The following is an 18,969-nucleotide window of genomic DNA, read 5'->3' on the forward strand; positions in this document are numbered from 1 at the left end:
GGCCGCTCTGAGCGGACCCTGATGCGTTGGGACGGTGACTCAAGTCAGAGTCGCGGATCAGCGCCCGGCCGGTGCGGATATGACGCCGCCGCCCGTTGCATAACGCGCATAGTCCGGATTGGTGATCCCGGCAGCGCCCGGCGCATAGTCGTTGGATTGGCGGACCCGCTCGTTGACCGTCGCAGGCGCCCGGTGGGCCTTTCGCGCGCCGTGATGCTCGGCAGCCGTCGCCATCTGCATTGTCGACGCCACGAGCAGCGCCGAACCGAGAAGTGTGACAATCATCTTCGACATCGTGATCTCCTGTTTGCTGATCTGTTGCGACGCAACCGTGCGCCGCCTGATTCAGGCGGTGGAGATAGCGATGAAGAGGTGGTCGGATTATCCGCTGAAAGCCGGAAACACTGTTCATCCAGAGTGAATAATCCGGAGGTCTTGGGTCGCCGCGCCGGCCTCGACGGGAAGCCGCCCCCGGGCATCGGCCTGGTTTATCGCGGCCGCGTTCGAACCTGCGCGTAGCCCCGGCGTCTAACCTTGAGTGCTTGACCCCAGAGGTCGGACAACCACGACAGCGGTTTTGCGGGGCCACGCATGACACCGACATTGCGACGACGATCTCGAGCGGCGAACAGGGCCGCTTCGCTGGCGGGTGTGCTCGGCTGCATTCTTGCCGTGACTGTTCGCGCCGCGCCGGCGCCGTCAGGGGTGGAGGATGGCTACGTTGCCGCGCGCGAGGCGGCGATCAAGAAACTCAAGCCGCTCTACGATGGTGGCAAGGGCGAGGTCACTGCGGCCGATGACACGGCGCGCTCAGATCTGGAAGCGCAGATGCGCACCATTCTGGGGCCGCTGGCATTCCCGGGATATGGTCCGGGCAAGCTCAATCTCGACTCGCTCTATAGCGGCGACGAGGGGTTCGGCATGCTCGATGGCTTGCGTTTCGATGCCGACATCGGCGCGAACGGAGAGCCGTCGGGCAAGACCGGCAAGGATGGCCAGTATGTCGCGCCGAAGACCCATATTCTCGTGACCACGCAAAGCCTGTTCGCGCGCTGGCTGCGCGCCCACAAGAATTGGTGGGACAAGGGACAGAAGAACGTGCCGCAGCAGATCGGCGCGGCGCTCAACGATGCGAGCTTCTACACCCAGGCGATCTCGACCGATGCCGCCGTGGAGAAGTTCGCGGATATGCCAATGGCCAAGCCGGCCGCGGCCACGCTGGTCTATGGCATGCTTGCCGCGCGCACCCAGTCGGAGATTCCGGACGCGGCGGACGAGGTGTTCGTCTCGGCGCTGGCGGGTGACAAGGTCTATGTCGTCTATGGCGCGATCGCGCCGCCGGTGCGGATCGCGGCCTGCAGCACCATCCGCGCCGACTACAACAAGAAGGCCGAGGATGCCAACGAAGCCCTGCAGCAGAAGCGCATTAGCCAGAAAGCCTACGACAAGCTCGGCAACCTGATCCAACAAGGCGAAGACGCCTTCAAGCGCTGCTTCGCGCCGCTGGCGCAGAAAGAGCCGGCGTTCGCGGAGGCGCAAAAACAGGCCCAGGCGCTGCTGCAGGCGGCGATCGGAAATTAGCTGAAACCGGATCCACGGGAGTTGGTGCGCAACGGTCGCGCTGCGCACCAGGACTCGCCGGGATCAGGTTCGCTGTCCGGCCGCTTCCAGGATCAGGTCGGCGATCTCCTTGGAGCGAGAGACCAGGGAGAGATGGCCCGCGTTCAGTTCGATGGTCCTGGCGTTCATGCGCTTGGCGAGAAAGCGTTCCAGATCGGGGGCGATGGTCTGGTCGTCCTTCGACACCGCGTAGAAGCTCGGCTTGGTGTGCCAGGCGGCCGCTGTGGTGCGGTCGCCGAACAGCGCGGCGGCGGTGGGCTGTTGTTCGGCATACAGCACCTCCGCCTGCTTATGCGGGACACCGTTGGCGAAATACTTCAGGAAGGCGTCTTCCGAGAGTTTGGTGAAGCCGTCATGGGTCTCCACGCCGGCGCGCGCCGGCATGGTGGGGAATTTTCCGGACAGCGCGACAAAGTCCTCGCCCGCATCGGGCGCGCGGGCGGCGACATAGACCAGCGCCGAGATCTTGGGATCGCCCCCGGCTTCGCTGACGATGGTGCCGCTCCAGGAATGCCCCGCCAGCACCGTCGGTCCGTCCTGCAGCGCCAGGGCGCGGCGCGTCTCCGCGACGGCATCATTGAGTGACGTGAGCGGATTCTGCACCGAGGTGACATGCAGGCCGGCGGCCTGCAGCCGCGCGATCACCTCGCTCCAGCTCGATCCGTCCGCCCATGCGCCGTGCACCAGCACGACATTGCGCGCTTTGACGGGGGCCGTCGTCTGCGCCTGCGCCGGCAACCCGCCGAGCGTGGCCGTGAGCGCGCAAACTGCTGATATCGCCAGTATTTTTAATGTCGTCATCGATGAACTCCGTCGCAGGATGTCTGCAGGAAAGGGGGCTGTAAACGTGTCTTCGCTGATCGTGAGGCCGATGTTACGTGGGGCGATGGACCTGCCCGCAAACCTCACATTCGATTTTGCGGGGGCAGGCGTGACGACAGCGCCGTGTTGTGTCGCGCCTCGGCTTTTCGGTCATGAGACAGGCAACAGTGGTGACGCAGCCAACGTCACACGTTTCGTGCGCGGGACATATTATCAAAAGTTTTAGTCTGGGCGGGATTGCGCGACGGCTTGAAGCGCGGCGTGCATTGGGCTGTGTTTTGGCCCGCGCCGGTCGCGTCCACGGCGCAAGCGAATGGACGCTCGGTTTGGCAGCCAGCGCGAACCGGATCGATCACGCAGAAGGCCCGCGCTGGCGACGTGTGAGGGGATGTGATCCGGCCTCAGCGCTTCTTGCCCGCCGCCTTTTCGCCTTCGAACTTGAACGAGACTTTTATCTTGGCGCGATACGCCTCCACCTTGCCGTTGGAGAGCTGCATGTCCAGCTCCACGACTTCGGCGACGCGCAGGTCGCGCAGGGACTTCGAGGCACGGTCGACTGCGGCCTTCGCCGCCTTCTCCCAGGACTCCGTGCTGGTGCCGACCAGTTCGATCACCTTGTAGACGCTCTCGGCCATTTCCCGCTCCTCTGACTGATTGTTGTCGTTGTGGTCGTTGCGACGTCGGCGGCATGGCCCGTCGAAACCGAGGGGCATGCGGTCGACCCGGTGATGATCTGCCGGTTTATGGCGGTGGTCAAAGCCGGAGTGCGGAGGTGATGCTGTTGCGGCGCAGCGAGCGGGCGAGGTCCGGCGTTGTCGCCGCAGGCGCGGGGCGTGTTTGGGCTGGACTCCTATAGTATACCCCCCTATATCATATCGCGCAGGCGCCAAGGATACGCCAGGGATACGCGATGGCTCATACGATCCGCGAAAAGGCAAAACTTCTGGCCCGGGTGCGCCGCATCCGGGGGCAGGTGGAGGCGATCGAACGGTCTCTGGAGGAGGAGAAGGGCTGCGGGGATGTCTTGCAGCTCATCGCCGGGGTCCGCGGTGCCATCAACGGACTGATGGCCGAAGTGGTCGAGGATCATATCGTGCACCACGTGGCCGATCACGCGCTCGGCCAGAAGCAGCGCAGCGAAGGCGCCGCCGAACTGATCGATGTGGTGCGGACCTACTTGAAGTAACCGCAATGCCAGGATTGCCGAAAGGATGTTCCCATGAGTGAGACCAACGGTGCCGGCACCTCGGCCGTCCACAGCCACGTGTTCCTCGGCGAGGCACATCAGACCAGTGAGCGAAAGACCTGGGCGGTGATCTGGCTCTGCACTGCGATGATGGTGGCCGAGATCGTCGGCGGCTGGCTGTTCGGATCGATCGCCCTGATCGCCGACGGGCTGCACATGAGCACCCATGCGGGCGCGCTGCTGCTTGCGGCGCTGGCCTATACCTACGCGCGCCGCTACGCCAACGATACGCGCTTCACCTTCGGGACCGGCAAGCTCGGCGATCTGGCCGGATTCACCAGCGCCATCATCCTGGCGATGATCGCGCTGCTGATCGGCTACGAGTCGGTCAGTCGCTTGTTCGAACCGGTGCCGATTCATTTCGCCGAGGCCATTCCGATCGCCTGCTTCGGCCTCGTTATCAACCTGGCCAGTGCCTGGCTATTGAGCGGTGGCCATCATCACGACCATGGCCATAGTCATGGGCACGGCCACGGGCCTGCTCATACCGAGCACGATCACGACGAATCGCAGCGCATCGCAACCGCCGACGGCAGCGTCGTGCTGGAGGTGTTTGAGGACGGCGTTCCGCCCCGTTTTCGGCTTCACGCGGAAACAGGCGCCCCACTCGTCGCATCGGCGGCGTCGATCGAGACCGTGCGGCCGGACGGGACGCGGCAGGTCTTCGCCCTGATCGACCGCGGAGATTATCTGGAATCAGTCGATGACATTCCCGAGCCGCACGCCTTCGATGCCAATGTCAGCATCAACGGGCAGGGCTACCCGGTGACGTTTGAGGAGCACGAACATGCCCATGGCGCGGCGGTCCGCGACAACAACATGCGCGCCGCGGTGATCCACGTGATCGCCGACGCTGCCGTGTCGGTGCTGGTGATCGTCGGCCTGGTGCTGGCGCGCGCCTTCGGCTGGCTCTGGATGGATCCGCTGGCGGGAATCATCGGCGCATTCGTCATCGCCAGCTGGTCGTTCGGGCTGATCCGCGACACCGGCGCGATCCTGCTCGACATGAACCCGGATCGCCGCATGGCCGACAACCTGCGGCGCGCTATCGAGAGCGAGGGCGATCAGCTCGCCGATCTCCACCTCTGGCGCCTGGGGCCGGGCCATCTCGGCGCCATCGTCTCCGTGGTGACGCCGACGCAACGGGGCGAAGCCTATTACCGCAGCAAGATGGCGCGGTTTCGCGCGCTGTCGCATCTCACCATCGAGGTCAGGCAGGCGGCGCATGCGTCTGCCGGTGGTAGCTCCGGCTCACTTCTGGCGGTGTGAAAGCACGGCGCGGAATGTGAGCAGGCGCCCCGGCGCCGGCGTCATTCCGCCGGCGAAGCGGGGAGCGCGATCCCTGCATCCGGTGTGCGCGGCCGGCGCCGCAGATGCGTGAGCCAGTGGTTGACGCGGTCGAGATAGATATAGACCACCGGTGTCGTGAACAGCGTCAGCAACTGCGATACCAGCAGGCCACCGACCATGGCGAAACCAAGCGGCTGCCGCAGTTCCGACCCGATGCCCGTGCCGATCATCAGCGGGATGCCGCCCAGCACCGCGCACATCGTGGTCATCAGGATCGGACGGAAGCGGATCCGGCAGGCTTCGAAAATCGACTGCTCCGCGGTGAGCCCGCGATGTCGCTCGGCCTCCAGGGCGAAATCGATCAGCATGATGCCGTTCTTCTTGACGATGCCGATCAGCAGGATGATGCCGATCAATCCGATCACGTCGAGGCCGAGGCCGAACGCCATCAGCGTCACCAGTGCGCCGAGGCCTGCGGACGGCAGCGTCGAAAGGATGGTGAGCGGATGGATGATGCTCTCATACAGCATGCCGAGGATCAGATAGACGGCGACCAGCGCCGCGACAATCAGGATCGGCGTAGAGCTCAGCGATGACTGGAACGCTTGCGCATTGCCCTGGAAGCTGGTGGCGACGGTCGCCGGCATGTGCAGGTCGGCGGTCGCCTTCTGGATCGCCGCCACCGCGGTGCCCACCGCTGCGCCGGGCGCCAGATTGAAGCTCAGCGTCACCGACGGGAACTGGCTCTGATGGTTCACCGCGAGCGGCGCGGTGGCCTGCTCGACCTTGGCGATCTGCCCCAGCGGCACCATCGATCCGGCCGAGGAGCGGACGTAGATCCGGTTCAGGGCATAGGGCCCGAGCTGAAACGAGGGATCGACTTCCAGGATGACGTAATAGGTGTTGAGCGTGGTGAACAGCTGCGCGACATGGCGCTGGCCGAACGCATCATACAGCGTGTTGTCGATGGCGGCGGGATCGATGCCGAGCCGGGACGCGGCGTCGCGATCGATCTGCAGCTTCAGTTGACGGCCGGCGCTGGCCTGGTCGCTGGCGACATCGGCGAGCTCCGGCAGGCTGCGCAGCTTGGCGTACAGCCGGGATGACCATTGTGTGAGCTCGTCCTGGTTCACGTCGGTGAGGGTGTACTGATACTGGGTCTTGGAGAGCCGGCTCGCCAGATTGATGTCCTGCGTGGCCTGCATGAACACCTGGATGCCCTGCAGCTTCTGCAGGCTGGCGTCGAGCCGGCGGATCACCTGGTCGGCATTGAGGTCGCGCTGTTTGCGCGGCTTGAGCAAAATGAACAGCCGTCCGTTGTTTTCCGTCACGGTCGGGCCGCCGGGTCCGATATAGCCGGTGGCGTTGGCGACCGCGGGATCCCTGGCGATGACGTCGATCACGCCGCGCTGCAGGTTCGCCATCTGGTCCGGCGAGACGTCGGAGGCGGCCTCCGTGATGGCGGTGATCATGCCGGTGTCCTGTTGCGGAAAGAAGCCCTTGGGAATGACGATAAACAGCACCACGGTGGCCGCAACCGTCGCCAGCATGATGCCGAGCGTCGTCAGCTTGAAGCGCAGCGCCAGGCGAAGGACTGCCTCGTAGCCCGCTTGCAGCGCCACGAATCCGCGCTCCAATGCGCGCGACAGCCGCCCGGGCTGCTCGTCATGGGGTGACGTCAGCAGGTAGGCGCACATCATCGGCGTCAGTGTCAGCGACACCAGCACCGAGACCGCGATGGCGGCGCACACCGTGACGGCGAATTCCTGGAACATGCGGCCGACGACACCGCTCATCAGCAGCAGCGGGATGAAGACGGCGATCAGCGACACCGAGATCGATATGATGGTGAAGCCGATTTCGCCGGCGCCCTTCAGCGCGGCGTCGAGCGGCGACAGCCCGTCTTCGATGTGCCGCGAGATATTTTCGATCATCACGATGGCATCGTCGACCACGAAGCCGACCGCGATGGACAGGCCCATCAGCGACAGGTTGTCGAGGCTGTAGTCGCACAGGTACATCACCCCGAATGTGCCGATCAGCGACAGCGGAACCGACACCGCGGGAATCACCGTCGCCCAGAACTTGCGCAGGAACAGGAAGATCACGCCCACCACCAGCGCAATGGTCAGCAGCAGGGTGAACTGCACGTCGCTGACGCTGGCGCGGATGGTTTGCGTGCGGTCGGAGGCGATCTCGACCTTGATGTCCGACGGCAGCGCTTTCACCAGTTGCGGAAGGATCGTCTTGATGCGGTCCACCGTGGCGATCACATTCGCGCCCGGCTGGCGCTGGATCGCGAGAACCACGGCAGGCTTGTCGTTGAACCAGCCGTGCAGGGTGATGTCCTCGGCGCCGGCGATCGCGTGGCCGACGTCGCGCAGCCGCACCGGCGCGCCATTGCGATAGGCGATGATCAGGTTGTCGTAGTCCTGGGCGGCGAGCAACTGGTCGTTGGCGGCGAGGGTATAGGCCTGCTGCTGGCCGTAGAGTTCGCCCTTCGGCTGATCGACGGTGGCCGCGCCAAGGGTGGTTCGCAGCTGTTCCAGGTCGAGGCCCGCAGCGGCGAGCTTGGCCGGATTGACCTGGACGCGGACGGCCGGTTTCTGCGCGCCGCCGATCGTGACCAGCGCCACGCCGGGCACCTGCGACAGCTTCTGCGCCAGGATGCTGTCGGCATAGTCGTCAACTTTGGTCAGCGGTTCGGTGTCGGACGTCAGCGCGAGCAGCAGCACCGGCACATCCGCCGGGTTCACCTTGCGGTAGGTCGGCGGCGACGGCATGATTTTCGGCAGTTGTCCCGAGGCCGCGTTGATCGCGGTCTGCACGTCCTGGGCTGCGGCATCGACGCTGCGGTTCAGCGCGAACTGCAGCGTGATCTGGGTATTGCCGAGGCCGCTGCTCGATGTCATCTGGGTCAGCCCGGCGATCTGCCCGAACTGGCGTTCCAGCGGCGTCGCCACCGATGCGCCCATGGTCTGCGGATCGGCGCCGGGCAGTTGCGCGGTGACCTGGATGGTCGGCGTGTCGACCGACGGCAGCGCCGAGATCGGCAGCAGCCGGAACGCCAGCAACCCGATCAGGGTGATGCCGACCGTCAGCAGCGCGGTGGCGATGGGCTTGCGGATGAAACCTGCGGAGATGTTCATGGCAGCATTCCTGCACTGGCCGTCGAGGCGTTCTGGACCCGGCTTTGTTGATCGCCGGTCACGATCTCGACCTTGGCGCCTTCGGTGAGACGATACTGTCCGGTCACCACCACGCTCTGGTTCGCAGCCAGGCCGCTGTCGATCATCGCCGCGCCGTCGCGGGTTTGGCCGACGGTCACCGGTTGCACTGTCGCGGTGTCGTCCGGCTTGACCACATAGACGTAGGCGCCGTCCGGGCCCTGCTGCACGGCAGCCAGCGGCACCGTCAGCGCATCGTGCCGCACCGCAATGGCGAGATGGATGTTGACGAAGGCGCCGGGCCACAGCTTGCGCTGGGCGTTGGGAAACGTGGCCTTGAGCTGCACCGTGCCGGTCGCGGCATCGACCTGGTTGTCGACCAGCAGCAACTGGCCCTGGTCCAGCTTGGTCTTGTCGGTGGCGTCGTATGCCTCGACGCTGGCGGCACCGGTCGCCAGCGCCTGCTGCACCCTTGGAATATCCGCCGAGGGCAACGTGAAGATCACCGCAATCGGCTGGATCTGCGTGACCACGACAAGGCCGTTCACATCGGTGGGGTGAACAATATTGCCGGGATCGATCCGGCGGATGCCGGTGATGCCGTCGAATGGCGCGGTGATCGCGGTGAAGCCGAGCTGGATCTGCGCGCCCTCGAGCGCGGCCTCGTCCGATTTGACGGTGTTCTGCAGTTGCGCGACCTGGGCCTTCTGGGTGTCGACCTGCTGTGGCGTTGCAAAGCCGCGACTGAGAAGGGGCAGGTAGCGATCGAGATCCGCCTGAGCATTGGTGAGCAGGGCCTTGTCGCGGCCCAGCGCCGCCTCGGCCTGGTCGACCTGCGCTTCATAGACGCGCGGATCGATCTGGGCGAGCCGTTGCCCGCGCTTGACGCTTTGGCCTTCGATGAAATCAACGCTGTTGAGCGTGCCCTGCACCTGCGTATGCATGGTGGCGGTGTTGAGTGCCTGCGCGGTGCCGAGGCCTTCCAGGATGATCGGCACATCGTGCTGTTGCACCTTCGCCGCCGTCACCGGAACGGCCGACCTTGTCGAGGCCCGCGGTATCGGCGGCGCCGCGGATTTCGCTGTCACAGGAGCGCTCCGGGAGGGTCCGGCGAGGCTGACGGCTGCAGGCCTGGCCGCGTCCTGGGTGTATCCCGTTGCCATGCTGATCACGAGACTGCCGACCAGGCAGGCGGCGCCGAAAAAGACGACTTTAGACATGGTGTGTTCCCAGTTGTGCGAGTGGGTGGCGGCAGGCCTTGGCGACGAGCTCGAACAAAAAGGTGCCGGCGGCGCGAACGGTGGTGTCTTCATAGTCCGCACCAGCGGATGGAAGCCGCATGATCCGGCTGTCGATGTCAGCGTGACGCAGCATGCCGAGCAGGCTGTCGCCATCGCTCTGCTCTGCATTACTCTCGTGCAGCACGAGGCGGATGCTGGCCGTTGTTGGGACAGTCGCAAAGCGCGGCGGCGCACAGGGAATGTCGATGCCGACGAATCCGGCGCAGGCCAGCCCCCCGTTCAGCACGACGTCGAGCGCCTGCCGGCCGGCGTCGCGCCGGCCCAGCAGCACCAACTGCCCGGACTGCATGTGTTTGCGGGAGAGCAGCTCCGAGAGCATTCGTTGCAGCCACTCACCGGGTTCCGGTGGCGCCTGCCGCATGTCGAGCACGCTCCAGTTTGCCCGCGGGTTGACAAGTTTCCACTGCGCCAATGCGGTCGATGCGCTCGCCGCGGAGGTCTTGCTATCGGTCAACACCGCGACGAGGGCCTGCGCGGTGCCGGGCTGTTGGCTGCTGAAGGGTCTGCTCATGGCCGGCAATATCGGTGGCGCGGTAAAATCAATCAAATGCATTGATTTCACATTCAAATTCATGAAATGAATAATAGGGGAGGCTCGGCCATGAACCTGCGGACGTTCGACCTCAACCTGCTGCTGGTGTTCGACGCGATCCTGCGCGAGCGCAGCGTGATGCGGGCGGCACAGACGCTTGCGCTGAGCCAGCCGGCGGTAAGCCACGCGCTCAACCGGTTGCGTTATCTCATCAAGGATCAGCTGTTCGTCCGCACGCCTGCGGGGATGATGCCGACGCCCCGTGCCGAGCAGTTGGCACTGCCGGTGCGCAAGGCGCTGAACGATCTGCAACTTGCGCTGGAGACCGAAACCTTCACGCCGGCCACTGCCGAGCGCCGCTTCGTGATTGCCGTCAACAACTATGCGGCCGTGGTGCTGGCCGGACCGATCGTTGCCGGCTGCCGCGCCCAGGCGCCGCATATCCGGCTGTCGCTGCGGCCGAGCGGGACGCTCGACCTGACCGATCTGCTGGAGCGGGGTGAGCTCGATCTCGTCATCTCCGCGCGCGATGCACCCGCCGAACGCTTCGCCTCGCAGCCGCTGATCGAGGATCCCTATGTCGCGGTGCTTCGGCGTGGTCATCCGGCACTGCGGCGCAAGCTGACATTCGCGGCCTTCGCCGGCCTGCCGCAGTTGGTGATCTCCTCAAGCGGCGAGGACATCGGCTTCGTCGAAGCGGCGCTGGCAGCGCGCGGGCAGACATCCGACGTCGCGCTGGAGACGCCTTATCTGTCAGCCGGCGCGGTGCTGGTGCAATCCAACCTGATGGCGGTGCTCGGCCGCCAGATCGCCCAGGAATTCCGCAGGGCCTATCCGATCGAAATGCGGGATTTGCCTTTCGCGGCGCCGAAATTGCGTAGCGTGATGCTGTGGCATCGCCGTTTCGACGATCAGCCCGCGCACCGCTGGCTGCGCGAGACCATCCGCGCCACCGCCTCTGCGATCTAGCTGGGATGGCGCTCGGCCACGGCGCGGTGTGATCTGGCTGCACGCCGAGCCTGTAGCCAATCGCTGTGATGGCCGGCGCGAGCCGCTCACGCTTCCTTGCGCTCGCGTTTCTTCGCGCCGTCGGGTGCCTTGAACAACTCCGCCGGCGGCAGCGGTCGTCCCGTGAGATAGCCTTGCGCCGCCTGGCAGCCCTCGCGGGCGAGCAACGCGAACTGGGCTTCGGTCTCGACGCCTTCGGCCAGCACCGGCACGTTCAGGCTTTGGCCGAGCCCGATCACGGCGCGCACGATCGCCTGCGAATGGCGGCTGGTGTCGAGATCCATCACGAACTTGCGGTCTATCTTGATGCGGTCGAACGTGAACGCGTGCAGGTAGGACAGCGAGGAATAGCCGGTGCCGAAATCGTCCAGCGCGATCTCGACGCCGATGTTCTTCAGCCGCCGCAGCACCGACACCGCGCGGGAGAAATCCTCGATCAGCACGCCCTCGGTAATCTCCAGTTCCAGCCGCGAGGCCGGCAGGCCGGTGTCGAGCAGCACCATCTGAATCAGGTTCGGTAGGTCGACCAGTTGGAACTGGCGTGGCGAGATGTTGACCGCCACCGTCTTCGGCGCCTGCCAAGACTGCGCCTCCCGGCAGGCGTCGCGCAGGATCCACTCGCCGATCTCGACAATCAGATTGCTTTCCTCCGCGATCGGCATGAAGACGTCGGGTGACACGCTGCCGTATTTGGCCGAGGTCCAGCGCGCCAGCGCCTCGTAACCGACGACCTGACGGTGCAATTCGGGTTGCATCGCCACCTGCGGCTGGTAGTGCAGGGTGATTTCGCCGGCCGCAAGCGCGCCGCGCAGGTCTTCGGCCATGGCGCGGCGTTCGCGAACCCGCGCATCCATCTCGGAATTGAAATACTGCGCCGTGCCGCGCCGGCTCGCCTTGGCGCGGTAGAGCGCGAGGTCGGCATTGCCGAGCAGCGTCTCCGTGTCTGTGCCGTGATCCGGATAGACCGCGATGCCGATGCTCAGGCCGACGCGGAAGCGTTGGCCATCGATCGGAAAATCATCATGCACCGCCGCGATCAGCCGTTTGGCGAGATCGTTCGAGCGCGTGTAGTCGGCGTTGTCGGCGCAGATCAGGGTGAATTCGTCGCCGCCGACCCGGGCCACGAAAGCATCCTCGGCCACGGCCGCCAGCCGTTCGGCGATGGCGCGCAGCACCCGGTCGCCGGCGGAATGGCCCTTGAGGTCGTTGATCTGCTTGAAGCCGTCGAGATCCAGGCACATCACTGCGATGCGGCTGTGCAGCCTCGCCGCCGCGGTGATGACGGCGGCGAAATGTTCGTCGAACGAACTGCGGTTGGGCAGGTCGGTGAGCTTGTCGTGATGGGCGATATAGGCGATGCGCTTTTCGGCCTCGCGTTGCGCCGTGACGTCGATCGCCGCGACGATGCGGGCGTTCTTTCCCTCGTAGCTCAGCGCATGGGAGTAGACGCGGACTTCGAAGATGCGGCCGTCGGCGCGCTGATGGCGCCAGGTGTTCTCGCCGTAGTCGGTGACCGGAATGGTTTCGACGAAAAGCAGGAACGGGTTGCGATCCTCCGGTGGCCGGATGTCGGTGATCAGCCGGCCGACGAACTGGGTGCGGTCGAAGCCGTATTGCGACACCGCGGCGTCGTTGACCGCAAGGAAGCGCAACGTATCCTGATCGTACACCCACATCGCGATCGGATTGTTCTCGAACAGCAGCTTGAACGATTCCTCGCGCTGCTGGCTCGCGGTGATGTCATCATGGGTGGAGAGGTATCCGCCGCCCGGGATCGGCTCGTTGACGACATGGATCAGCCGGCCGTCTCCCGTCTGCATGGTGTATTCGTCGCGCTCCGGGCGCGACATCTGCTCGCGCACCAGCCGCACATAAGCGTCTGGATCGCCCTTGAAGGTGCCGGTGGCGACGCGGAACGCCAGAATGTCGCGGAGATCGCAGCCGGGATGAACCAGCCCGGCCGGCAGGCCATACATCCGCATATAGCCGTCGTTGCAGACGATGGCGCGGGCGTCGCGGTCCAGGATGATCAACCCTTTCGACATGTTGTTGATGGCGGTGGTGAACTGGGCGTTGCTGGAATTGATTATCTTGCTGAAGCGCCGGACTCCCAGTGCGGCGACCAGGGCCACGAACATCAGCACGGTTGCAGCGGCAAGAACGATGTACAGAGTGGTGCGACGCCACAGCGCCAGCGCTTCAGCGACGGTCGACGTAACCACTACGCGAACCTGGTAGTGCGCCAGCCGGCGGATCGCGATCAGCTTGTCGCGGCCGTCGATCGGGCTTTGCTCGCGGAATTCGCCGCTGTCGGTGGTGAAGTTCCGTCGGACAATCGGGATCTGCTTGCCGATCAAGGCGGGCTCGCCGGGAAAACGCACCAGCAGCAGACCGTCGTCGCGGAACAGCGCGATCGAACTGTGTTCCGCGGGCGTGATGCTGGCGAAATAGTCCTCGAAATAATCGAGATCCATGGTGCCGTTGACATATCCGGCGAGCCGCCCGTCGGCGAACGACAGTCGCCGCGAAATGAAGAAACTGAGCTTGCGGGTCTCCGGATTGAGCAGCGGTTCGCCGAGGGTGGATGTCGCATCGGGATGCGTGCGGAAGAAGGCGGCTGGATTCGGGCTCAGCACATCGTTCGGGATCGGCCAGCCGAATGACGAATTGATCAACTCGCCCTGCGCATTGCGGATGGTCAGTCCCGAAATGTGCGGCAGCCCGATGGTGCGCGCCTTCAGGCTGTCGTGAAACGACCTGGCGCCAAGCCTGGCCTTGAAATCCACATCGCTCGCGATCGACATCCGCTGGATGTCGGTTGAAATCGCCTCCTGCACCAATTCGATCGACTGAAAGCTGCGGTCGATCTGCTCGGCCAGCACCAGCGCCAGCCGTCGCTGCTGCAGCTTGTTCTCCTCGATCACCTTGGCGCGCAGTGTGAACACCACGGCTGTGGTCGCCAGGAGAAACAGGGCCGAGACGATGATGCTGGCGATGATCACCCAGCGCTTGATCTGCCAGGCCTTGATTTCCAGACCGAACCAGCGCCCGGGAGGCGCCGGATTCTCTTGTGTCTGGAAGGGCGTGAGTGGCATCTGCATGGGCCTGATGGATCCGGTTGGTGATCCGGATTTACGCAGGCAGGGATTGAGGTCTTCGGTATATTTTACCGTCGTTTGCGGTTATCCCTTACGAACTGGCCGGCAATTGCAGACAATTGTCTGGAATTGCCGGCCTCCGGATGCCGATGGGGGCGGCATGACGGTATCCCCGGCTAGATCTTCAGCGCCGTGGTCTTCTTCACCGTCCGCAGCACCAGGGTCGACTGGGTGCGGACCACGCCGGGAAGCTTCATCAGGATGTCGGTGTGGATGCGCTCGAGATCGGTGGAGTCGCGGTAGACCACACGCACCAGATAGTCGTTCGATCCGGCGATCAGGAAGCACTCCTGGATCTCCGGCGGCTTCAGCACCGCTTTCTCGAACACCTCCATGTCCTTGCGTGACATCCGGTCCAGCGTCACGAACACGCTGGCGATGCCGGTCAGGTCCAGCGCATGCGGATCGAGCAGGGCGACGTATTTGGCGATGGCGCCGCGGTTCTCCAGCATCTGCACCCGCCGCAGGCAGGCCGACGGCGACAGGTTGACCTGCTGCGCCAGTTCGATGTTCGACAGCCGGCCGTTCTGCTGCAGCACCCGCATGATGGTGCTGTCGATCGAATCGAATGCGGTCAATTTTGCGATCTCCGAATAATATTCGACAGTAAAGCCTGATGACGCTTAATTATTGTGTCACGGATCGGCGGCAAGCTCAACTCTCGCACAATATTTCGAGCGCCCGGCTTTAAGCTCCACGCCAGCCGGCTGAAAGACGAAAAGGGTGCGCGATGCGGATTGGGGTTCCGAAGGAAATCAAGACCCATGAGTACCGGGTCGGGCTGACGCCGCTGGCCGTGCGGGAATATGTGGCTGCCGGACACTCCGTGCTGGTGGAAACCGGCGCCGGCGCGGGGATTGGCGCCGACGATGCGGTCTATCAGGCGGCAGGCGGCAAGATCGCTGAGGCCGCCGACGAGATTTTCGCCTCCGCGGAGATGATCGTGAAGGTGAAGGAGCCGCAGCCCGCCGAGTGGCGCAAGCTGCGCGAGCGCCAGATCCTCTTTACTTATTTGCATCTCGCCGCCGATCCGGAGCAGGCTGCCGGCCTGATGCAGTCCGGCTGCACGGCGATCGCCTACGAGACCGTCACCGACGCGCGTGGCGGCTTGCCGCTGCTGGCACCGATGAGCGAAGTGGCCGGCCGGCTATCGATCGAGGCGGCAGGTGCGGCGCTCAAGCGCAACCTGGGTGGCCGTGGTCTCCTGCTCGGCGGCGTCCCCGGCGTGCAGGCGGCACGCGTGGTCGTCATCGGCGGCGGGGTGGTCGGCACCCATGCCGCGCGGATGGCGATCGGGCTCGGTGCCGAAGTCACCGTGATCGATCGTTCGCTGCCGCGGTTGCGCGAGCTCGACGATCTGTTCTCGGGCCGGGTACGGACGCGGTTCTCGACCATGGGCGCCATCGAGGAGGAAGTGCTGCAGGCCGATGTCGTGATCGGCGCGGTGCTGATTCCGGGGGCGGCGGCGCCGAAACTGCTGACGCGGGCCATGTTGCCGCACATGCGCCGTGGCGCCGTCGTGGTCGACGTCGCCATCGACCAGGGCGGCTGCTTCGAGATGTCTCACCCCACCACCCATGATGACCCCACCTTTGCGGTCGACGGCGTGATTCATTATTGCGTCGCCAACATGCCGGGCGCCGTGCCGCTGACCTCGAGCCACGCGCTCAACAATGCCACGCTGCCCTACGGGCTGGCGATTGCGGCAAAGGGCGCCGCGGCTGTTGATGACGACCCCGGCCTGCGCGCCGGCCTCAACATCATCAACGGCAAGATCGTGCATCCGGCGGTGGCGCAGGCCGTCGGTTATCAGGTCGAAAACATGAAGCGGGCCACCGTTACCCACGCGAGGACGCATTGATGAATATCCAGACGCCCCCCGGCAAGACCCAGATCGTCCCCAACGACCTCTCGTCGTTCTGGATGCCGTTCACCGCCAACCGCCAGTTCAAGCAGGACCCGCGCCTGTTCGTTTCGGCGAGGGATATGCACTACACCACGCCCGACGGCCGCCAGGTGCTGGACGGCACCGCCGGACTCTGGTGCGTCAACGCCGGTCATGCCCGGCCGCGCATCGTCGAGGCGGTGCAGCAGCAGATCGCGACGCTGGATTTCGCGCCGACCTTCAACATGGGCCACCCGATCGCCTTCGAACTCGCCAACCGCCTCGCGGCGATGGCGCCCGAGGGCATCAACCGGGTGTTCTTCACCAATTCGGGATCCGAGTCGGTGGATACCGCGCTCAAGATCGCGCTGGCGTATCAGCGTGCGGTGGGCAAGGGCGAGCGCGTGCGCCTGATCGGCCGCGAGCGCGGCTACCACGGCGTCGGCTTCGGCGGCATGTCGGTCGGCGGCATCGCGTCCAACCGCAGGGCTTTCGGCACCATGCTGCCCGGGGTGGATCACATTCGCCACACCCATGACCTGGCGCGCAACGCCTTCAGCAAGGGTCAGCCGGAGCACGGCGTCGAGTTCGCCGACGACCTCGAGCGCGTCATTGCGCTGCATGACGCGGCGACCATCGCGGCCGTCATCGTCGAGCCGATCGCGGGTTCGACCGGTGTGCTGATTCCGCCGAAGGGCTATCTGCAGCGGCTGCGGCAGATCTGCGACAAGCACGGCATCTTGCTGATCTTCGACGAGGTCATCACTGGATTCGGCCGGCTCGGCTCGAATTTCGCTGCCGACCATTTCGGCGTCACGCCCGATATCATCACCACCGCCAAGGGCCTGACCAACGGCTCGATCCCGATGGGCGCGGTGTTCGTCAAGGATGCGATCTACGAGGCCTTCATGCAGGGGCCGCCGGAGGCAATCGAGTTCTTCCACGGTTATACCTATTCAGCCCATCCGGTTGCCTGCGCCGCGTCGCTGGCGACGCTGGATACCTACCAGGAGGAAGACCTGTTCGCGCGCTGCGCGTCGCTGGCGCCGTACTGGCGGGACGCGCTGCACAACGGGCTCAAGGATTGCCCGCATGTCATCGACGTCCGCAACGAGGGACTGATCGGCGCCATCGAACTCGATCCGATCAAGGGCGAGCCGACCAAGCGTGCGTTCAAGGCCTTCACAGACGCGTTCAAGGCCGGTCTCCTGATTCGCACCACTGGCGACATCATCGCGCTGTCGCCGCCGCTGATCATCTCGAAGTCGCAAATCGATGAACTGGTCGACACGCTGCGCAAGGTGCTGCTCACGGCCGGCTGAAGCGTGGTCGAAGCGTGACCCGGGTGCGGCCCCGCGCACCCGGGTTGCGCAACGAGTGGACCGCGCGGAGCGCAAGGCAGCGAACTAGGTTATTTCGCTGTCTTGAGTGTCTCGAAGATCTTGCCGGTCATCAGCAGTGAGACTTCGGAGGCCGGCAATGGTTTCTGGCATTCGGACAACGGATTGAGCCAGAAATTCGAATTGGGCAGCAACTCGAACAGATTGCGCGCGGCAGCTCCGAGGCAGCTCTCGGGCTCCCTGACGTAATCGGAGATACGCTTCCTGGATGTAAAGGCCGGGTGCCACGTCAGGCCCTGGAATTCGACCGAGGCGATGTTGATCGTCTCTCGGGATTTCAGCGGGCGGCGCTGGCCGGGCTTCACCGACATTTCGGGCGTCAAAACATAAATCTCGGCGTCGAGCAGGACTTTATAGAATGCCGGCACCACGCCGGGGTCTTTGGCGGCCGCCTGCATCAGGGCCTCAAGGCTGTTCTCTGGTTCAAACACGGCCAGGCTCCTTGTAAGTGTCAAGTTCATTGGCTGCGAGCGCATCACGATCGGTGCGGACCCGCATGGCTCGCGCGGCCTCAGTCCAGGATGTCGCGAAGCGTGCGATAAATCGTATTGCGCGACACACCGAGCCGCCGCGCGGTCTTGCTGATGTTGTTGCCGGTTTCGGCGTAGGTCGTGAGCACCTGTGCACGCTGGATTTCATGCAGATCGTTCTTCAGTCCGCTGGTCGAAGTTCTGGCCGATAGCCGTTCGCCGTGATGTCCGATCAGGGATTGAACCGCGGTCTCATCGATCAAGCCCCCGCGGTCGCCCAGGGAGAGCCGCGAGAGCACGTTGCGCAACTCGCGGATATTGCCGCCCCAGTCCAGGTCAGCCAGCCGGTCTATGGCGCTTTGCGTCAGATCCGCAGTCGGATCGACTTTCTCCATCAGATGGCGTGCGATGTCGGCGAAGTCGGAGCGTTCGCGCAGCGGCGGCAGGGTGACTTCGAGTGTGTTCAGGCGGAACAGCAGGTCGGAGCGGAAGCGCCCCTTCGCGATGGAGTCGTCGAGATTGGCATTGGTCGCCGAGACCAGCAAAACATCGACCTGACTCTTGGAGCCGCCGACCGGGCGGACGGTCCAGTCGTCGAGAAACCGCAGCAGAACCGCCTGCAGGGTGACCGGCATGTCGCCGATCTCGTCGAGGAAAAGCGTGCCGCCGTCCGCTTCCTTGAACATCCCCGTGGAGCCGCCCTTCTTGGCGCCAGTGAAGGCGCCGTCGGAATACCCGAACAGCTCCGCCTCGATCAGGCTCTCGGGCAGTGCTGCGCAATTGACCGCGACAAAAGCCCCGGACCGGCGGCTCGCGGCATGGGCATGGCGCGCAAGCTGTTCCTTGCCCGTGCCGGTTTCACCGCGAATGAGAACCGGCATCTTGCGCGCCGCGGCGCTCTCGACCCGGCGCACGATCGCCGCGATGGTGGGGTCGGCGGACACGAACTGGGTTGCGAGTTCCTTTGGAGGTGACGGGCGCGGCGCCGACACCCGCTGGGCCATCGGGAATTGCCGTGTGTTCTCGATGGTCGACACGAACTGGCTGCCGACCTCGTCTTCGAGGCGCTG

General features: G+C 64.7%; 16 protein-coding genes. 6 read left to right on the forward strand and 10 right to left on the reverse strand.

Annotated features, from left to right (window positions below; translation table 11 throughout):
- Nucleotides 1–57: 57 nt before the first annotated feature.
- Nucleotides 58–294, reverse strand: a complete 237-nt coding sequence (locus HY68_RS38810) for a hypothetical protein (RefSeq protein ID WP_042002425.1) — start codon at nucleotides 292–294, stop codon at nucleotides 58–60.
- A gap of 297 nt (nucleotides 295–591) precedes the next feature.
- Between HY68_RS38810 and HY68_RS38815 the strand changes: the two genes are divergently transcribed.
- On the forward strand, nucleotides 592–1,581 hold the full coding sequence (locus HY68_RS38815) for a hypothetical protein (protein WP_157874604.1): 990 nt from the start codon (nucleotides 592–594) through the stop codon (nucleotides 1,579–1,581).
- 63 nt (nucleotides 1,582–1,644) lie between these two features.
- Here the strand turns inward: HY68_RS38815 and HY68_RS38820 are convergent, their stop codons facing one another.
- Together HY68_RS38820 and HY68_RS38825 are read right to left on the reverse strand one after the other, a co-directional pair.
- Nucleotides 1,645–2,421 (reverse strand): alpha/beta hydrolase, encoded by a 777-nt coding sequence (locus HY68_RS38820; protein WP_042002427.1) that lies wholly within the window; start codon nucleotides 2,419–2,421, stop codon nucleotides 1,645–1,647.
- 422 nt (nucleotides 2,422–2,843) lie between these two features.
- Complete coding sequence (locus HY68_RS38825) at nucleotides 2,844–3,077, reverse strand: dodecin family protein (RefSeq protein ID WP_042002428.1); 234 nt, start codon at nucleotides 3,075–3,077, stop codon at nucleotides 2,844–2,846.
- Nucleotides 3,078–3,352: 275 nt separating this feature from the next.
- On the opposite strand from HY68_RS38825, the gene HY68_RS38830 reads away from it, so the two are divergent.
- Both HY68_RS38830 and dmeF read left to right on the forward strand, forming a co-directional pair.
- The gene (locus HY68_RS38830; protein WP_042002429.1) at nucleotides 3,353–3,628 is read left to right on the forward strand and encodes a metal/formaldehyde-sensitive transcriptional repressor; all 276 of its coding nucleotides are present in this window, start codon (nucleotides 3,353–3,355) and stop codon (nucleotides 3,626–3,628) included.
- A gap of 33 nt (nucleotides 3,629–3,661) precedes the next feature.
- Nucleotides 3,662–4,957 carry a CDF family Co(II)/Ni(II) efflux transporter DmeF gene (gene dmeF / locus HY68_RS38835; RefSeq protein ID WP_042002430.1) on the forward strand — a complete coding sequence of 432 codons (1,296 nt, stop codon included), beginning with the start codon at nucleotides 3,662–3,664 and terminating at the stop codon, nucleotides 4,955–4,957.
- A gap of 41 nt (nucleotides 4,958–4,998) precedes the next feature.
- Here dmeF and HY68_RS38840 read toward each other — a convergent pair whose 3' ends face one another.
- Genes HY68_RS38840 through HY68_RS38850 form a run of 3 tightly spaced genes read right to left on the reverse strand, consistent with a single transcriptional unit; the run spans nucleotide 4,999 to nucleotide 10,020 of the window.
- Nucleotides 4,999–8,127 carry a multidrug efflux RND transporter permease subunit gene (locus HY68_RS38840; RefSeq protein WP_042002431.1) on the reverse strand — a complete coding sequence of 1,043 codons (3,129 nt, stop codon included), beginning with the start codon at nucleotides 8,125–8,127 and terminating at the stop codon, nucleotides 4,999–5,001.
- The gene (locus tag HY68_RS38845; RefSeq protein WP_198533591.1) at nucleotides 8,124–9,365 is read right to left on the reverse strand and encodes an efflux RND transporter periplasmic adaptor subunit; all 1,242 of its coding nucleotides are present in this window, start codon (nucleotides 9,363–9,365) and stop codon (nucleotides 8,124–8,126) included. Before HY68_RS38845 ends, HY68_RS38840 begins: the two co-directional genes overlap by 4 nt.
- Complete coding sequence (locus HY68_RS38850) at nucleotides 9,358–10,020, reverse strand: hypothetical protein (RefSeq protein WP_157874605.1); 663 nt, start codon at nucleotides 10,018–10,020, stop codon at nucleotides 9,358–9,360. The genes HY68_RS38845 and HY68_RS38850 overlap by 8 nt, the downstream gene beginning before the upstream one ends.
- Before the next feature lie 27 nt (nucleotides 10,021–10,047).
- Between HY68_RS38850 and HY68_RS38855 the strand changes: the two genes are divergently transcribed.
- The gene (locus HY68_RS38855) at nucleotides 10,048–10,947 is read left to right on the forward strand and encodes a LysR family transcriptional regulator (RefSeq protein WP_042002433.1); all 900 of its coding nucleotides are present in this window, start codon (nucleotides 10,048–10,050) and stop codon (nucleotides 10,945–10,947) included.
- A gap of 86 nt (nucleotides 10,948–11,033) precedes the next feature.
- Here the strand turns inward: HY68_RS38855 and HY68_RS38860 are convergent, their stop codons facing one another.
- Nucleotides 11,034–14,087, reverse strand: a complete 3,054-nt coding sequence (locus HY68_RS38860; protein WP_042002434.1) for an EAL domain-containing protein — start codon at nucleotides 14,085–14,087, stop codon at nucleotides 11,034–11,036.
- A 173-nt stretch (nucleotides 14,088–14,260) separates the two neighbouring features.
- On the reverse strand, nucleotides 14,261–14,722 hold the full coding sequence (locus HY68_RS38865; protein WP_277816801.1) for an Lrp/AsnC family transcriptional regulator: 462 nt from the start codon (nucleotides 14,720–14,722) through the stop codon (nucleotides 14,261–14,263).
- Nucleotides 14,723–14,874: 152 nt separating this feature from the next.
- Between HY68_RS38865 and ald the strand changes: the two genes are divergently transcribed.
- Both ald and HY68_RS38875 read left to right on the forward strand, forming a co-directional pair.
- Complete coding sequence (gene ald / locus HY68_RS38870) at nucleotides 14,875–16,005, forward strand: alanine dehydrogenase (RefSeq protein ID WP_042002435.1); 1,131 nt, start codon at nucleotides 14,875–14,877, stop codon at nucleotides 16,003–16,005.
- Nucleotides 16,005–17,351, forward strand: coding sequence for an aspartate aminotransferase family protein (locus HY68_RS38875; protein ID WP_042002436.1), 1,347 nt, complete (start codon nucleotides 16,005–16,007; stop codon nucleotides 17,349–17,351). The genes ald and HY68_RS38875 overlap by 1 nt, the downstream gene beginning before the upstream one ends.
- A gap of 89 nt (nucleotides 17,352–17,440) precedes the next feature.
- Here the strand turns inward: HY68_RS38875 and HY68_RS38880 are convergent, their stop codons facing one another.
- Together HY68_RS38880 and HY68_RS38885 are read right to left on the reverse strand one after the other, a co-directional pair.
- Nucleotides 17,441–17,860, reverse strand: coding sequence for an SseB family protein (locus HY68_RS38880; protein ID WP_042002437.1), 420 nt, complete (start codon nucleotides 17,858–17,860; stop codon nucleotides 17,441–17,443).
- A gap of 80 nt (nucleotides 17,861–17,940) precedes the next feature.
- The coding region (locus tag HY68_RS38885; RefSeq protein ID WP_042002438.1) for a sigma 54-interacting transcriptional regulator at nucleotides 17,941–18,969 on the reverse strand (1,029 nt) is incomplete at its 5' end.

The sequence above is a fragment of the Streptomyces sp. AcH 505 genome (assembly GCF_000818175.1).
Taxonomy (GTDB): domain Bacteria; phylum Actinomycetota; class Actinomycetes; order Streptomycetales; family Streptomycetaceae; genus Streptomyces.

What these genes read in the sequence shown, in the direction of transcription:
- HY68_RS38820 (WP_042002427.1), bottom strand. Translation starts at nt 2,421, where the DNA reads ATGACGACATTAAAAATACTGGCGATATCAGCAGTTTGCGCGCTCACG.
- dmeF (WP_042002430.1), top strand. Translation starts at nt 3,662, where the DNA reads ATGAGTGAGACCAACGGTGCCGGCACCTCGGCCGTCCACAGCCACGTG.
- HY68_RS38840 (WP_042002431.1), bottom strand. Translation starts at nt 8,127, where the DNA reads ATGAACATCTCCGCAGGTTTCATCCGCAAGCCCATCGCCACCGCGCTG.
- HY68_RS38860 (WP_042002434.1), bottom strand. Translation starts at nt 14,087, where the DNA reads ATGCAGATGCCACTCACGCCCTTCCAGACACAAGAGAATCCGGCGCCT.
- ald (WP_042002435.1), top strand. Translation starts at nt 14,875, where the DNA reads ATGCGGATTGGGGTTCCGAAGGAAATCAAGACCCATGAGTACCGGGTC.
- HY68_RS38815 (WP_157874604.1), top strand. Translation starts at nt 592, where the DNA reads ATGACACCGACATTGCGACGACGATCTCGAGCGGCGAACAGGGCCGCT.
- HY68_RS38850 (WP_157874605.1), bottom strand. Translation starts at nt 10,020, where the DNA reads ATGAATTTGAATGTGAAATCAATGCATTTGATTGATTTTACCGCGCCA.
- HY68_RS38845 (WP_198533591.1), bottom strand. Translation starts at nt 9,365, where the DNA reads ATGTCTAAAGTCGTCTTTTTCGGCGCCGCCTGCCTGGTCGGCAGTCTC.
- HY68_RS38875 (WP_042002436.1), top strand. Translation starts at nt 16,005, where the DNA reads ATGAATATCCAGACGCCCCCCGGCAAGACCCAGATCGTCCCCAACGAC.
- HY68_RS38855 (WP_042002433.1), top strand. Translation starts at nt 10,048, where the DNA reads ATGAACCTGCGGACGTTCGACCTCAACCTGCTGCTGGTGTTCGACGCG.
- HY68_RS38825 (WP_042002428.1), bottom strand. Translation starts at nt 3,077, where the DNA reads ATGGCCGAGAGCGTCTACAAGGTGATCGAACTGGTCGGCACCAGCACG.
- HY68_RS38810 (WP_042002425.1), bottom strand. Translation starts at nt 294, where the DNA reads ATGTCGAAGATGATTGTCACACTTCTCGGTTCGGCGCTGCTCGTGGCG.
- HY68_RS38830 (WP_042002429.1), top strand. Translation starts at nt 3,353, where the DNA reads ATGGCTCATACGATCCGCGAAAAGGCAAAACTTCTGGCCCGGGTGCGC.